Source organism: Streptococcus thermophilus (assembly GCF_010120595.1).
In the GTDB taxonomy this organism is placed as follows: domain Bacteria; phylum Bacillota; class Bacilli; order Lactobacillales; family Streptococcaceae; genus Streptococcus; species Streptococcus thermophilus.
In genome coordinates, this window is sequence record NZ_CP038020.1 from 1,817,263 (window position 1) to 1,833,321 (window position 16,059).

Genomic DNA, 16,059 nt, shown 5'->3' on the forward strand with positions numbered 1-16,059 from the left:
ACTCACTTTTCGTTATTGTCAGTACCGATCCTTTTTAAATTTTTCACTATGAAAACCTAAAAATAATCCGAACCCTAAGGACTCCTGACTTTACTTTATTCTAGGCATTTTTTATCCGTAGCTTGTTAGCTGACTTGGAACTAGGCATGTAGTATTTACTATTTCCCTACTTGAGATTTTTTATAAGTCACATGCATTATTCCATCTGAACGAATGGTATGATTTTTATTTCTTTTAGAGAAACACCGGTAATAGCTAATTCCTATCTTAAATCACTTGAAATATATTTATATTGTGTTGGAGTGCTAATCAGTACCGCTTGTAGATTTTTGGAAGATACTAACACACTAATGATTTAATCCCCTTTAAAACATGAAAAGAGAAGCCTCCAAAGCTTCTCTTTTATAATTATCAAATAATGTACAACTAGATTCTTAATAACTACCTAATTTAGTGGTTCAATCATGAAGCTTAATTGATAGCTATCTGCTGAGCTAAGCAAGAATTCGTCATGAACTGGAGCACCCCATGAGTCGTCACCACCTACACCCATTTGAGCAGCAAGAACTTTAATCCATGTAGCATCAGATTCTTGCAACTCATATTGGTGACGAGCATTTTCAATTTGTTCAGTACTGTTACGCAAAGCACTGAATTCGAATGCTTTATTAAGTGCGGTGAATTTAAGACCATTATGGTTATCATCAGATACTGTGAATTCACGAGTACCATAGTGATTACCAGATTCTTGTGGCATTAGATATGGAGCAAATGTCTTTTCAACAGATGTTTCATATCGACCAAGATAGGCACCAGGAAGTTTATCACGGTAGCTTTCTTCTGCACCGTATCCATAATAGCTAAGGTTTGTAAATTGTGAACCGATAGCAAATTCTAGACCAAATTCAGGGAAGTTTGGCAAACCTGCTTTACCATCATAGTTTGCAGTAACAAAGATTCGACCCTTGTAGTCAACTTGATAAGTTACCTTAACTTCGACATCAGACAAGCCTGGCAATTCATGAACATAAGTCACTTTAACAGAGTCGTCTTCGATTTGAATTTGAGTATCTGTAACTTTACTATAGTTTCCAGCAACCTTCCATCCTGCCATTTCGAATGGATATCCAGCACCACGATCGTTGTCAGTGTAAGCACGAGTGAAGTTAAGTTTAGGACCTTTCTCAATGAATTCAACACCATTATACTTAGCAGATACTAAAGTATTTTGTGCACGTGAAAGCAAGATTGAGAAGTTTTGTCCTTGAATACCGATGTTGAAGTCACCTTCAACAACATTCAAAGGTGCTTTGACTGGTGTTTCAGTGCTAATCTTTTCAACAACATATTGACCACGAACAATTTCATGACCTTTAGGAGCCCATTCAGTTGCTTCCCTCAGAACACAAGCAACTTCGTAAATTTGTTCAGAATTTGAAGCCTCGACTACAAAGTTAACTGGGAATGTTGCTTCTTCGCCTGGTTTAACATCAAAGTGATATTCACTTTCACTAACTTTTCTACCATTTTCGTAAACTCTAGCTAGGAAAGTATAAGCAGAAAGATCTTCGAAGACATTATCATTCTTGATAGTTACTGATTTTTCATCAACAGCAATCTTAATATTAGAGTAAAGATGTTTAACTGTTTGAAGTTTTGGAGTTAGGGTACGATCTGCAAAGACAATACCATTTCCACAAAATTCGTAGTCAGAAGGTCTATCATGCCAGTCACCACCATATGATAGGAATTCGCTACCATTTGGAAGTGTTTTGTAAATAGCTTGGTCAATGAAGTCCCAAATAAATCCACCTTGGTATTCTGGATATTTCTCTAAGTCAGTGTAGAGTTCCAATCCACCACCAGAGTTACCCATTGTGTGCATGTATTCACATGAAATATAAGGTTTTTGAGGTTTGTTAGTTAGGTTACCTGAAGCAAAGTGTTTATCACTAACTCTTGAAAGATCAACTAGTTTACCAGTTGTGAGGTATTCTTCGATATCAGCTGGTTTCGCATACATACGACTTTCGATGTCTGTAATGTAATCAAACTCACGACACCATGCAACACCTTCATAGTGAACTGGACGAGTATTGTCAACACTACGGAAATAATCAGCCATGTCAGCAATATCTTTACCAGCATATGATTCATTACCACAAGACCAAATGATAACACTAGCGTGGTTCTTATCGCGTTGGAACATGTTATTGGCACGATCCAAACAAGCAGGCAACCATTCTGGTTCACTAGCTGGGATATTCCATGAAGGTTCGCATAGACCAAGTTTTTGCCATGTACCGTGTGTTTCAAGGTTGGCTTCATCGATAACATAAAGTCCATATTCATCACACAATTCATACCAACGTGTTTGGTTAGGATAGTGTGAAGTACGAACAGCATTGATGTTATGTTGTTTCATCACTTTGATATCCCAAAGCATATCTTCTTCAGTGATACAACGTCCTGTTCTAGCATTAAATTCGTGTCTGTTAACCCCTTTAAAGACAATTCTCTTACCATTCAAAAGCATAAGTTTATCTTTAATTTCAAAGCGTCTAAATCCAACTTTAACTGGAACGACTTCAACAACTTGGTCATCATCCAAAACATGAAGGATCAAATTGTAAAGTTTAGGACTTTCAGCACTCCAAGGTTTGATTTTAAGATTTTCAAGACTTACAGATAGTTCACCGTCACCATTAACAGATGCATCACCTTCTGTAACGATGCCTTCATAATCTGAAAGAACATATTTAATCTTCTTGTCTTCATAATCACCAACAGTCTTCAAATCAATATCCAATTGACCTGCTTTTGTTTGGTAATCATAATCTCCCTTAACAAAGAGATCTTGAACGTGAACTTTTGGAATAGCATACAAGTAAACATCTCTAAAAATACCGTAAAGTCTCCAGAAGTCTTGGTCTTCCAACCAGCTTGCTGTAGAGTAACGATAAACAGCTACCGCCAACTTGTTATCACCTTCAACAAGGTAATCACTAATTTCAAATTCACTAGGTGTAAATGAATCTTCACTGTATCCTACGAAGTTACCATTGACCCATACAAAGATGGAAGTAGCAACCCCTTGGAATGAGATAAATACTTTTTTATCTTTTAATGCATCATTCAAGGTAAAATGTTTAACGTATGATGCAACAGCATTTGATTCTTGAGGAACTTGAGGTGGACGAAGGAATTCTTTACCATCCCAAGGATACTGGGTATTCACATATTGTGGAGAACCAAAACCTTGAAGCTCTAAATGACCTGGTACATTGATGAAATTCAAATCAGTTTCATCAAATTCTGTTTTATAAAAGTCTTTTAAAACCTGATTTGTATTCTGAGCATAGTGAATTTTCCATTTTCCATTAAGAGATTGTCTTAACTTCATCTCCCCCTCAGAAAATTCTGCAAGAGATTCAAAATACTTATGATCTGAGTGAGCGTCAACAGTATTAACGCTAACAATCTTTGGATCGTTTAAGTAAGTTTGAATTTTTTCAGTCGTGTTCATAAATTATTCTCCTTTTTTGAAGGTAATAACTTCAGACAAAGCTTCTACCTTTTCTCCAACTTTTTGTTCAAGATGGAAAGCACTGAATTTTTCTGAATTAGTTACAGTGACAAGTACTGTGTCATCAAGACCATTTTTCTCAATAATTGGTGACCAGAACTCAAGAAGTTTTTGTCCAACTTCAACACGATCACCTTGTTTTACGTAACTAATGAACCCTTCACCTTTAAGTTTAACTGTTCCAATACCAACGTGTACGAGAACAACGACACCATCATCACTTTCAATACCAATCGCATGACGAGTAGGTAGAATCTGACGAACTGTACCACTAATTGGGGCAAAAACCTTACCATCTGAAGGTTTGATTGCAAATCCTTTACCTAGGCTACCTGAAGCAAAGCGTTTATCACTAACGCTTGAAAGATCAACTAGTTTACCAGTTGTAGGGGCTACAAGAGATACGACGTTAGCTTTAACTTCATTTTCAGAAGTTGCTACGCTAAAGCGATTTTCCAATTCTTCAACAATTTCAGCGTGACGTGCTTCAGTCAAAGTGATTTTACGAGCAATAATGAAGGCACCGATAAGCATTGCTGCTGCTGGGAAACCAAACATGCTAAGCTTAAAAATAGACTGTTGATGTGTTGTAATTGTTGATGCTGAGGCACCTGTTGTCATACCGGCAGCTACGGCAATTGTAGAAACAAGCCAGTTTGACATCGCACCACCAAGTTTATCAACAAGTGGACGAACTGACAAAGTAAGTGATTCATCACGGTGTCCCAATTTCCATTGACCATATTCTACTGAGTCAGAGATAATCATAAGGATAACAAGGAACACAAGAGGTTGTGGAATGAAGAAGAGTTCAGCTGCAGTCAAGATCATTGGAAGTGAAGTACCTGCAATACTAAAGATTCCGATACCACCGAGCATTACTGCAATACATCCATAGAACAAACGTTTACGGTTGAATTTACCAGCAAGACTAGGGAACAGTGAAACTGAAACCAAACCAACAACTGTATTCAATCCGTAAAGGATTGAGTATTTCCCTGAATCACCAAGGATAAATGTGAAGTAATAAAGTTGAAGAGCATTAAGTGTATTAATACCAAGACCATAGAACCAATATCCGAGAGACAGCCACATCAATTGGTCGTTTTTACCAAGAACTTTAAAGACTTGTTTAAGGCTAGTTTTTTCATTGTTATCACGAAGTTTTGACTCAACTTCACGTGTACCAATACCAACAGCAATTGATGTAATCACACCAATGAGTGCAACGATAAATGCAAACCAGAACCATCCAGATTTATCTCCAGAGCCACTACTGTTCGTCATAGAGAAGAACAAAACGATTGGCATGATGGCAACACCTACAATATTGGCACCAATCGTAGAACCGATACGGGCAAAAGTTGCCATTTTTTCACGTTCGTGACTATCAAGAGACAAGGCAGGAAGCATTGACCAGAAACCGATATCTTTAATCGAGTAGAAGACATCCATTATAAGGTAGATAATTCCAAAAAGTACAAGGTACAAGAAAGGATTTGTTTTATTCAAACCACCTAAATCGGTGAAGAGAAGCAACAAGGTGATAGAACTGATGATACCACCACCAACTACCCATGGTTTGAATTTACCATACTTAGTGTTAGTGTTATCAATCATATTACCAATCAATGGATCGATAAATACTTCCAAGATACGCAAAATAGCGATAATGTTAGTAATTAATAGTACGTAGTGACTATTTTGCTTTGGATCACCTGTGTTAAACAAGTGAGTTGTCACAAACATGATAAAGTATGTTGACAACGTTGCATAGAAGACGTCGTTACCAAAAGCACCCGCTGCATAGGATAGACGAGACTTCATCTGAACGTTAGATTTTCTCATTATGAGAACCTCCTGTTATTTTTGAATACGCTTCCATTATACAAGTATTAGTTTGAATTGTCAATAGTTTTAGTAGTTTTTTACTAAACTTTTACTAATACATGATTATTTTGATGAATTAAAGTATTGGAAGCCAATTTCATAGTTTACACTATGACCTTTATCTAAGATAATATCTCCAAAACCTTTGTGATTAATGGCATCTGGAAGGGTTTGAGCTTCCATGGCTATAGCTTCTCGTCCTTTTGCAATTGTTCCTCGATCTCTTGCAAAGTAAATATTATCCTCTATAATATCCATAGTATAAATAACTAAACCATTTCTGTTTGAGAAGATTTCAATACCATCTCCGCTTTCTTTGTCATGCAAAATAGCTACTTCTTTGACATGATCACAAGTTCCCCCTCCAACTACAAAGGCATCATCAAAACCATTATTTGCTTCAATTCGAGGTAGCAAGTCAGTTGTCTTTCTAAAATCATAATTCGTTTCATCTACATTAATTTTTTGTCCTGTTGGAATTAACTCAGAATCCAACTCTAAACGATAGTCTGAATAGATTTGTAACTCATGACTTGATAAATCCTGTTTGTCGCTAAGATTAAAGTAAACATGGTTTGTCGGATTAAAAATTGTTGACTCTGTAACATCGAAGGCTTCAAAGAGTATTGTTAAGCGGTTATTATTGTCAAGTCTATAACTAATAGAGACTGTCACATCACCAGGAAAGCCATCTACACTTGAATAAAGTCTTCTAATAAATTTTGTCTCAACATATTCATCATTCAGGTTTGTGACATAGTTCCAATTTTGGACCTGCATTCCTTTTGGACCGCCATGTAAGCAGTTTTCTCCCTCATTCTTAGGAAGGCTATAAAGAACCATATTATGAGTATACGAAGCTTTCCCAATTCTTCCAGCAACCCTACCAATGGACTGGCAGGCACATAAATTATTCTTATAGTAATCCTCGAAATCACTGAAACCAAGTACTATATTTTTAAGAGCACCAGTTTCCGTTGGAACCAAAAACTCCTGAAGTGTAGCACCTGTTGTGAGTGTGGAAATGACAACACCATTATTGTTTTCCATTGAAATTTTACTGACATCGCCTGAATCAACTTTTCCAATAATTTCACAGCTTATTTTCATATTATTTCCTCAAAAAACAAAGAGTACAACAATTATATATACTCTTTGTTTTTTGTTTATTATTTTAATTATCCTCGATCATCGTACCCTTTTGGATGGCTAGAATGCCATGCCCAAGCACTTGCGATGATTTTTTCGATGTTATCAAATTGTGGTTTCCATCCAAGAACTGTACGTGCTTTTTCAGATGAAGCAATCAATATATCAGGATCACCAGGACGACGATCAGCTTTTTCAGCTGGAATCTCTTTACCAGTTACCTTACGAGCTGCTTCAAGAATTTGAAGGTTTGAGAAACCTGTTGATGAACCTAAGTTAAAGGCTGTAGATTCATTACCTTTACGAAGATATTCAACAGCAAGGAGGTGAGCGTCCGCCAAGTCGAATGGATGCACATAGTCACGAACGTTAGTCCCGTCTGGAGTATTGTAGTCATCCCCAAAGATCATGATTTTTTCACGAACACCTTGAGCTACTTGAAGAATAATCGGTAGAAAGTGAGTTTCTGGACCGTGGTCCTCACCAATCGAACCATCAGGTTTGGCACCAGCAACGTTGAAGTAACGAAGAGGGACATACTTGATGCCGTAAGCTTGGTCTGACCACCTCATAATGGTTTCCATCATCAACTTACTTTCACCATATGGGTTGATAGGATTTTGTGGTGTTGTTTCAAGAATTGGAATTTCTTCTGGAATTCCGTAAGTTGCTGCTGTTGATGAGAAGACAATGTATTTAACACCGCATTCGTTCATAACCTCAAGCAATTTAACCATTCCAGCTGTGTTGTTATCAAAATATTTGAGTGGTTTTTCCATTGATTCACCAACCAAAGAATAGGCCGCAAAGTGAATAACAGCATCAACATCAGGGTTTTCTTTGAAGACCTTTCTCATAAAATCCTGATCAGAAAGATCGCCTTGATAGAAAATAGCATCTGGATGTACGGCAGCACGGTGACCTGTTACCAAACTATCTACTACTACTACTTTTTCTTGACCTTTTTCAACTAAGCGATCAACCATGTGAGAACCGATATAACCAGCTCCACCTAATACTAAAATTGCCATTTCTTATCTCCTTTCTTCAGAAAAAAATTAATCAGCTAAATTTACAAAATCTACAAATGCTTTAAACTGATCCAAGCCTTCACTATTAGTCTTATAAACACCTGCATCTTCTAGTACACGAGCAAAGATATCTGCAACAGATTGTCGAACAACTTCTGTCACTTCCTCAGCCGTAATATTCGGATTTTGAGCTTTGAGTTCATCTGCCCATTCTTGGTGAATTGGAGCAACTTGGTTACCTTGACCTAATAGATAATCTTCAACATCTTTAAGTTCTGTTTTCAAACGAGGTGGAAGAATGGCCAATCCCATAACTTCAATCAAACCAATGTTTTCTTTCTTAATATGTTGAACATCTTTATGTGGGTGATAGATACCGTCTGGATGTTCTTCAGAAGTTTGATTGTCACGAAGAACCAAATCCAATTCAAATTTGTCGTCTTTTCTACGAGCAATTGGAGTAATGGTGTGGTGAGGTTGTCCATCAGATTCAGCCAAGACCCCAGCTTTTTCGTCTGAATAACCACGCCAGCAATTTAGGATTTTAGTTGCAAGAGCGATAAGTCTTTCCTTGTCTTCACTTCTTAGACGAAGAACAGACATAGGCCAATTAACGATGCCAGCCTCAACATCAGAGTAACCATCAAAGCTAACTTTTTCTTTAATGCCTGCTACTTCCATTGGGAAGGTATGGCGACCACCTTGATAGTGTTCATGTGTAAGAATTGAACCACCTACAATTGGAAGATCGGCATTTGAACCTGCGAAGTAACCAGGGAATGCTTCAACAATTGTTAGGAGACGGCCAAACGTCAATGGACTGATGTGCATTGGTTCGTGCTTACCATAAAAGAAGATAGAATGTTCGTTAAAGTAAGCATAAGGCGAGTATTGGAAGCCCCACTCCTTGTCTTCCATTTGGAAACGAACAACACGGTGATTGCTGCGGGCTGGGTGATTAATGCGACCCAAATAACCTTCATTTTCCATACAAAGTTGGCATTTTGGATAATCAGAAGCTACCGCATTTTTAGCTGCAGCGATGGCTTTGGGATCTTTTTCAGGTTTTGAAAGGTTAATCGTAATTTCCAAGTCACCGTATTTAGTTGGTGCTTTATAAGCAATATTTTGTGCAATGGCTTTGACTTTCACATAATCATTTCGTTTACTTTGTGCATAAAAGTCAGCAATTGCTTGCTCTGGGTTAGATTTATAAGTACCCCAGAAGTTACGATTGACAACGCTCGGTCTTGGTGTAATTAAGTCCATGAGTTGAGCACCGATGATATCTTGTTCTTCGTCAAGTTCACCTACGGAACCAGCTTTAACACCTGCTTGAAGCAACTGGTCTTTAAGGTCAATCAATTCAGAGCTATCTGTTTCAACATCAGCAACTCCTTCTCCAACCAAAGTAAAAACTTTGTTTGTCAAATAGATACGGTCCAATTCCTCATAATCACTATTTTCAATAACCTGAGTTACAAAAGTGTTTACTAAATTTTCAGCCATAATCTCTACTTCTTTCTCATTAATCAAGTACTCGTGAACCACCAGTTACTTCGGCAATATAGAAGATTGGTGCATAACCAACGACTTCTTCATAGCGTTGACCAATTGCTTTTTTGAAGTCTTCAACTTTGTCTTTGTTTACAAGTGCAATGGCACACCCACCGAAACCAGCTCCTGTCATGCGGGCTCCTAATACTCCTTCTTGTTCCCAAGCTGTGTGTGCCAAAGTATCAAGTTCAAGACCTGTAACTTCGTAATCATATTTCAAAGACACATGAGAAGCATTCATAAGGCGTCCAAAGCCTTCCAATTCTCCTGCTTCAAGAGCTTTACGAGCTTGAAGTGTACGTTGATTTTCAAGAACTGCATGGCGTGCACGTTTGATACGGTTTTCGTCTTTAATCAAATAGCTGTATGCGTCAAATGTCCAGAGGTCTAATTCACCGAGAGTTTGGATATCCAATTTTTCTTGTAGTTCAGATACTGCTGTTTCACATTCAGCACGACGTTCATTGTATTTAGAATCAGACAATTCACGACGTTTGTTAGTGTTCATGATGACTACGACATTATCCTTGAGGTCAAGGGGTACCAAGTCATACTTTAGAGTATTTGTGTCCAAGTAAATCGCACATTGATCAGCTCCCATACCAATAGCGAATTGGTCCATGATACCAGAGTTAACGCCAATAAAGTCATTTTCCGTTTGTTTTCCGATTTTAACCAAGTCCAGGCGTTCCAATTTAAGGTCATAAAGTTTTTCAACAATAACACCAATCAATAATTCCAAAGATGATGATGATGACAAGCCTGATCCGTTTGGAATGTTACCATAGATGTAAATATCCATACCTGAATCAATCGTATGCCCAGCTTCTTGCAAGAAATGAAGAACACCTTTTGGATAGTTTGTCCAGTCGTGTTCTTTTTCAAAACGAAGATTTTCAAGTGGCACTTCGATGATTCCCTTCTCTTCAAAGTTAGCTGAGAAGAAACGCAAAACTTTGTCATCACGTTTGCGGGCCGCTCCGTAAGTACCTAGGGTAATAGCTACCGGAAGGACGTTACCTCCATTGTAGTCCGTATGCTCACCAATCAAATTAATACGACCTGGTGAAAAGAAAGTATGATCTGCTTCTACACCAAAAACTTCTTTAAACTTTTCTCTTAACTGTAACGTATTCATAGGCTGTATCTCACTTATTCTTTTTGTTTACACTGAAATTGTAATCCCTTTCACATGAAAAATCAATACTTTTACTATTTTTTTAGTAAAATATAGGTAAAAAAGAAAAGTTATGTTATACTGAAATATGCGGAGGATACTATGGCTACATTAACAGATATCGCAAACTTAGCAGGTGTATCTATTTCAACTGTTTCACGTGTTCTTAATAAAGATGAAACTCTTTCCGTAACAGAGGATACTAGACATCGGATATTAACTATCGCTGATGAAATCGGATATACTAAATACAAAACAATTAATAATTCAAAAAAAAAAAGTATCAAGTGGCAATTATTCAATGGGTTAGTGAAGAACACGAGTTAGATGACATCTACTATTATAATATTAGACTTGGTATTGAAAAAAGAGCCTATGAACTAGACTACGAGATGCTTCACTTTTTCAACGACATTCCTTCAAGTCTAGGAGAGGAGGTCGTTGGTGTACTCTGTATCGGAAAATTTAGTCGTGAACAAATTGCGAAACTAGAAAGACTAAAAAAGACTCTGGTCTTTGTTGATAGTGATACTCTTAATCAAGGACATCCATGTGTTACTACTGATTTTGAAAACTCCGTACAATCGGCACTCTGTTATCTTAAAGAACAAGGTTGTAATAATATAGGCCTACTCATTGGGCAAGAAAAAACAACAGATGCAACTGAAATCATCTCTGATCCTCGTTTACGTTCTTATCGGAACTACTGTATGGAAAAGGGAATCTATGACCCTCTTTTTATTCTGACTGGTGACTTCACTGTCCAATCTGGCTATGAACTTCTTGATTCTAAGATTAAGAGTGGAGCTACTTTACCTGATGCTTACTTTGCGGCTAGTGATAGTCTAGCTATTGGTGCACTCAGAGCACTTCAGGAAAATGGTATCAAGGTCCCTGACGACATTCAAATTATCTCTTTTAACGATACAACTCTAGCTAAACAAGTGTATCCTCCACTTTCTAGTGTCACTGTCTATACAGAAGAAATGGGACGAACAGCTATGGATATTCTCAATAAACAATTCTTAGCACCTCGAAAAATACCAACACTTACTAAACTAGGAACAAAATTAACATTAAGAAACAGTACAAAATAGGTAAATCATATCATCACTATTTTCTACGGTTTTGAGATCATAATTACAATATTCAGATAAATGATACCTTTTACTCCAATGTCTAGTTTTTTAGAGATAACGATTTGAACCATAAACCTGAATAGGAAAATAACATACATAAATTGATTTAAACTAGAGATTTTCATAGAATAACAAATACTAAGGAAATACTATACCTGATCAATCTCTTTTTAAAGCACTTTAAAAGACAGTACTAATTTAAACAACAATAATCTGTCTTACTTCATCAAGAGTGAGATGGATTATTTTTTCACCATTAAAAAGTTTGAAAAGCGGCTCAATTATCTACTCACCCCAAATAGATTGAATCCCATAGTCAAACTAAGGAAATTCTCTATTTTTGAACTAAAGTTCAGTGTAAAAAGCGTACGCAAAACCACCACCTTACTGTACTGACCCCCAAAAATTAGACAATTAATTTAAGTAAAGAATTTAGTTCAGTATTGCACAGGACTGAGTCCTTTTAGTTTTACCTTAATGCATTTGTTGTTGTAATAATTAATATAGTCTACAATAGCTTATTCCAATTGCTCAAGTACCTATAACGTCTTCTCATAACCATAAAATATCTCAGACTTAATAATTTCAAAGAAGGATTCCATCATGCCATTGTCTGGACGATTCCCCTTACTTGTCATGGACGGTTGGACTCCTTTCTCTTCTAAAAATCGATGATAATACTGATGTTGATATTGCCATCCCTGGTCACTATGGAGAAAGATTATAAGCAATAAGTTCACTATTGAAACCATTTAAAACGAGTGATGAATAGAGTTTTTGGCTGCTTGTTGGAGTGGCAAATCTGTATAGCGCTTTTCCATTGTTTTAGATGCTTCGAACTGGCGTTGAATGAGATTCTCTGCTTTCTTGCCAACCTCTCCTTGATATGAAGAATACTTGCGTCTACGACGAATTAGAGCGGTTAGACCAAGAACTCTCATCAGACGTTAGACCTTCTTATGGTTCACTACAAAACCACGATTCCTCAATTCATATATTTGAATTTTATCTTCATAACTCAATTTCATAATAAAAGCACCCCAAAAGTTAGATCTTCTCTGTCTAACTTTTTGGGGTGCAATTCATTTTCGCCAAAGGGAATTCTTTCATCTATTATTTGAAAATAGAACTTGTGAAACTATCTGTCTCTTGTAGGAGTTTCTTATAGACAGCTTCTTTGAGTTTCGTCGTATGACTTGTTGACACAGATTTATTCCCCTTATTATCTGTTTTAATAGTTGCAGCATCTTTTGCTACTACAGCTTTAAACAAGGCTAATAAATCATCATAAGAGCTTATTGTTGTACCGTCAATTGCAACTGTCGTCAAACCATGTGATGATTTGTCTTTCACTTCTTTGAAATAGGCCTTCTTGAAGTCTTCTAGTAAGTTGAACTGACCATCAGAAATCTTGCTAATGATAAAGTCGTCTCCAAGGGTGTCCTTACCAGCCGCTTTTGCTTCTTGTTTATACTTGTTAGTTGCATAACCTAGGAAGCCTTTTTCATAGCCATAGTAACCCCAGAGTCTGAAGGTGTTATGCTTGAAGGACATAGCTCCTGGAGATCCCTCACTGGTATTACCACCATAAATAGCAGACATCATAGGGACATTGACATAGGCAGAAGAGAAATCATCTGGTTTATAGACACCATTCCCAGGACCACGATTGGTCATAAAGTTATCATCTACAAGGTCATCAATAGAAGTCAAGTTAATAGCCTTTTCACTATCACTTAGAGAACGAACCTGGTCGTATTGATTTTTACTGTTACCTCGTAACTGTTTATCTACCTTCTTGAAGCATGCGTTATTGAGGTCCTGATTTCCTTGACTGAGGACTGCTTCCCCTTCAAGTGAGTCAAGAAGCATGAGGGTATCGTTGTAACCCTTCATGTAACGGTCGATGGCTTCACGTGAGTTCAACTTGTTTGGATTAGTGTTGTACCACTGATTACCGTCGTTTTCTCTTTCAAAGGTCATGTTCAGTCCTAAGGCACCGTATCCACCTTGATGCCCCTGAGTAGCTGGTGATTGAAGAAGACCTTGGGCATAAGCTTCAACGTCTGTTCCTTCACGACGACCATAATCTCCAAAGTAGGCAATACGGTCATTGAGGTGGGTAGTTTCATGCGTGAAGGCCGAAGCACCGTACTCACTAATCATGTTAGACATGACGTAAGTAACCTTGGCACGATTATCATATGGATTGTCATAGATAGCAGCATAGGCACCAGCCATGGCTCCATTGTCTCCATAGTACTCACCAACTGGACCATAGATTTCACGAATTGGCGCATAGACTTCCGTACTGTTCTTGAATTGGCCGTAACGCTCTGGCCAACCATGACCCCAGACATAGAAACCTTCCCAGACAGGATTGACAATATCTTTGAACAACCTGTTTTTAACTTTGTCTCTAGCCAATCTATGCCAGAAATCAAGGTAGTTGATTTGACGTTGGGCAGCTAAATCAATCTCAGATTTCAGTTTTTCAAGAGTCGTATTGTACTTGTTATCTGTTCCATAAGACATGGTGTCATAGGTTGAAATCAAGAACATCTCTGTCTTATCAAGATTCAATAATGGTAGAATCATTTTTCTGTGTAGACCACGTGTTAAGTTATCTTAAGCACGATACTTGTGCTCGCCAACACCTTCATTTTGAGACGCCTTTTCTACAACGTAGACCTTATCCTTAGTGGCATCGATAAACCAATCATTCATATTGTCGATAGTCGTAAAAAGTTTTCGATTGTAGTTGAGGAAGTCGTTTAAATCCCCAGATTTAGTATATTTCGCTAGAACTTCACCGAAAGAATCATATGTTCTTGAGCCACTGATATTATTTTCCTTAGAGCCAATTTCAATTAATATGATGTAATTTTAACAATATCTGTTATACTATCTTTAGTTAAGTTTCTTCACTTATGGAGATAGAAGGTTTCAGATTTGAGAACAGAATAGAATCATTCGATACAGGCTAGATTAGTTTCTACTGAATATGCTTTTTTGACCATAACAAAACACTCCTGTTTCTAGTTTACCAGAATTCAACAAGAGTGTTTTCTTGTGTCTCATTTTATAGATGCAGTGCCTTCAATCGCTGGCCTATCTGGTGGCCAAAAAGGAAAACTACTCCTACTGCACATCGTCATAGAAAGCCCTCAACTCTTGATCTTAGATGAACCAACCAGAAATTTTTCACCCACCTCACAACCCCAAGTCCGACAGCTCTTCGAGAACTATCCAGGTGCACTTCTTACAGTATTACATGATGTCAACTACCTCAGACAAGTTTGTCAAAAGATATATCGCCTGGATGCACACGGTTTAGAAGAAGTTGAGATTTAAGAGATCAAATCTATCGTTTTTACAAGAGAAAACTCAAAAGAAACCTTTTACATATTAATCAATTTCAAGACCGCCAGTATAAAGTCGGTAGTAGGTACCACCTTGTTCCATAAGGGTATCATGGTCACCACGTTCAATGATACGCCCATGATCCATAACCAGGATAACGTCAGAATTAACGATGGTTGAAAGACGGTGGGCGATAACGAAGACCGTACGTCCTTCCATAAGCCGGTCCATCCCCTCTTGTACCAATTTTTCAGTACGAGAGTCAATCGAAGAAGTCGCTTCATCAAGGATGAGAACCGGTGCATTGGCAAGGGCAGCACGCGTAATGGCAATCAGCTGACGTTGTCCATCAGACAAGCCTGCGCCATCATCTGTAAGAACAGTGTCGTAACCATTGTCCAAATGTTGCACAAAAGAATCCACGTTAGCAATACGAGCAGCTTCAAGAATTTCCTCGCGAGTCGCATCCGCACGGCCGTAGACAATATTTTCAGCGATAGTCCCTGTGAGGAGATGCGTATCTTGAAGTACGATACCAAGTGATCGACGAAGAGAATCTTTTTCAATCAGTTTCACATCGATGCCATCATAAGTAATCACACCAGATTGGATGTCGTAGAAACGATTAATCAAGGTAGATTCTTAGCAAATCCAGCAGAAGCAACAGCCGCATAGCGAGCCGACTGCATACCACAGAATAAGGATAGAAAGGCGCAAACCAACATGAGACCATCATAGAACCAAATGTTAGACATGTTGGATTGTTGGACACCTTTGTCCAAAAGATTAGCCATGACAAAGGGAATGGAAATCTCAAACATGACTTCTAGCGCCATAAAGAGGGACGATAGAAATGAGGGTTTCTTGTATTCCTTTATCTGGGCGATAAGAGTTTGAAACATAATTATCTCCGTTTTATTTGTTTTTCTTTTATTTTTTGATATTTTTCTTAAGTGGCTTCGGACGCTAGCAGCTTCCTTCGGAATCTCATAGCTAAGTTTTGATCCTCAGTCTCAAAACTTCCGTGTTATAGAAGTCTTTTGACTTCTATAACTACTACCACGGTGAAAAATATCGCCTACTCTGTGCAGAGCGTGTTTCATTCAGTGATAGATAAAGCGAGTTCTCCAAGTCATCACAGTGAAAGTATCGCTGGGCGAACAGGGT

The 16,059-nt window shown here is 37.8% G+C and carries 6 protein-coding genes and 6 pseudogenes; 2 read left to right on the forward strand and 10 right to left on the reverse strand.

Features of this window, described 5'->3' with window-relative positions; all coding sequences use genetic code 11:
* Positions 1–445: 445 nt before the first annotated feature.
* From lacZ to E3C75_RS09560, 6 genes are all read right to left on the reverse strand, one after another.
* Positions 446–3,526: a beta-galactosidase, LacZ type gene (lacZ, locus tag E3C75_RS09535; RefSeq protein WP_111679660.1), complete on the reverse strand. Its 3,081-nt coding sequence runs from the start codon at positions 3,524–3,526 to the stop codon at positions 446–448.
* A 3-nt stretch (positions 3,527–3,529) separates the two neighbouring features.
* Positions 3,530–5,434: a sugar MFS transporter gene (locus E3C75_RS09540; protein ID WP_084828960.1), complete on the reverse strand. Its 1,905-nt coding sequence runs from the start codon at positions 5,432–5,434 to the stop codon at positions 3,530–3,532.
* A gap of 105 nt (positions 5,435–5,539) precedes the next feature.
* Positions 5,540–6,586 carry an aldose epimerase family protein gene (locus E3C75_RS09545; RefSeq protein WP_084828961.1) on the reverse strand — a complete coding sequence of 349 codons (1,047 nt, stop codon included), beginning with the start codon at positions 6,584–6,586 and terminating at the stop codon, positions 5,540–5,542.
* Positions 6,587–6,654: 68 nt separating this feature from the next.
* The gene (gene galE / locus E3C75_RS09550) at positions 6,655–7,656 is read right to left on the reverse strand and encodes a UDP-glucose 4-epimerase GalE (protein WP_084828962.1); all 1,002 of its coding nucleotides are present in this window, start codon (positions 7,654–7,656) and stop codon (positions 6,655–6,657) included.
* A gap of 27 nt (positions 7,657–7,683) precedes the next feature.
* Positions 7,684–9,165, reverse strand: coding sequence for a UDP-glucose--hexose-1-phosphate uridylyltransferase (gene galT / locus E3C75_RS09555; RefSeq protein ID WP_100262617.1), 1,482 nt, complete (start codon positions 9,163–9,165; stop codon positions 7,684–7,686).
* 19 nt (positions 9,166–9,184) lie between these two features.
* Complete coding sequence (locus E3C75_RS09560; protein ID WP_111679661.1) at positions 9,185–10,351, reverse strand: galactokinase; 1,167 nt, start codon at positions 10,349–10,351, stop codon at positions 9,185–9,187.
* Between the two features lie 141 nt (positions 10,352–10,492).
* Here E3C75_RS09560 and E3C75_RS09565 point away from each other — a divergent pair.
* Positions 10,493–11,487: pseudogene (locus tag E3C75_RS09565) on the forward strand (LacI family DNA-binding transcriptional regulator).
* 479 nt (positions 11,488–11,966) lie between these two features.
* On the opposite strand, the pseudogene E3C75_RS11850 reads toward E3C75_RS09565, so the two are convergent.
* Positions 11,967–12,521, reverse strand: a pseudogene (locus tag E3C75_RS11850) (IS3 family transposase); the annotation flags it as partial.
* A 121-nt stretch (positions 12,522–12,642) separates the two neighbouring features.
* Positions 12,643–14,403, reverse strand: a pseudogene (locus E3C75_RS09585) (ZmpA/ZmpB/ZmpC family metallo-endopeptidase); the annotation flags it as partial.
* Positions 14,404–14,631: 228 nt separating this feature from the next.
* Here E3C75_RS09585 and E3C75_RS09590 point away from each other — a divergent pair.
* A pseudogene (locus E3C75_RS09590) lies at positions 14,632–14,883 on the forward strand (ATP-binding cassette domain-containing protein); the annotation flags it as partial.
* Positions 14,884–14,937: 54 nt separating this feature from the next.
* On the opposite strand, the pseudogene E3C75_RS09595 reads toward E3C75_RS09590, so the two are convergent.
* Positions 14,938–15,531: pseudogene (locus E3C75_RS09595) on the reverse strand (ABC transporter ATP-binding protein); the annotation flags it as partial.
* A pseudogene (locus E3C75_RS09600) lies at positions 15,528–15,794 on the reverse strand (ABC transporter ATP-binding protein); the annotation flags it as partial. The pseudogenes E3C75_RS09600 and E3C75_RS09595, both read right to left, overlap by 4 nt.
* Between the last annotated feature and the right edge of the window lie 265 nt (positions 15,795–16,059).

What these genes read in the sequence shown, in the direction of transcription:
- E3C75_RS09545 (WP_084828961.1), bottom strand. Translation starts at nt 6,586, where the DNA reads ATGAAAATAAGCTGTGAAATTATTGGAAAAGTTGATTCAGGCGATGTC.
- galT (WP_100262617.1), bottom strand. Translation starts at nt 9,165, where the DNA reads ATGGCTGAAAATTTAGTAAACACTTTTGTAACTCAGGTTATTGAAAAT.
- E3C75_RS09560 (WP_111679661.1), bottom strand. Translation starts at nt 10,351, where the DNA reads ATGAATACGTTACAGTTAAGAGAAAAGTTTAAAGAAGTTTTTGGTGTA.
- lacZ (WP_111679660.1), bottom strand. Translation starts at nt 3,526, where the DNA reads ATGAACACGACTGAAAAAATTCAAACTTACTTAAACGATCCAAAGATT.
- galE (WP_084828962.1), bottom strand. Translation starts at nt 7,656, where the DNA reads ATGGCAATTTTAGTATTAGGTGGAGCTGGTTATATCGGTTCTCACATG.
- E3C75_RS09540 (WP_084828960.1), bottom strand. Translation starts at nt 5,434, where the DNA reads ATGAGAAAATCTAACGTTCAGATGAAGTCTCGTCTATCCTATGCAGCG.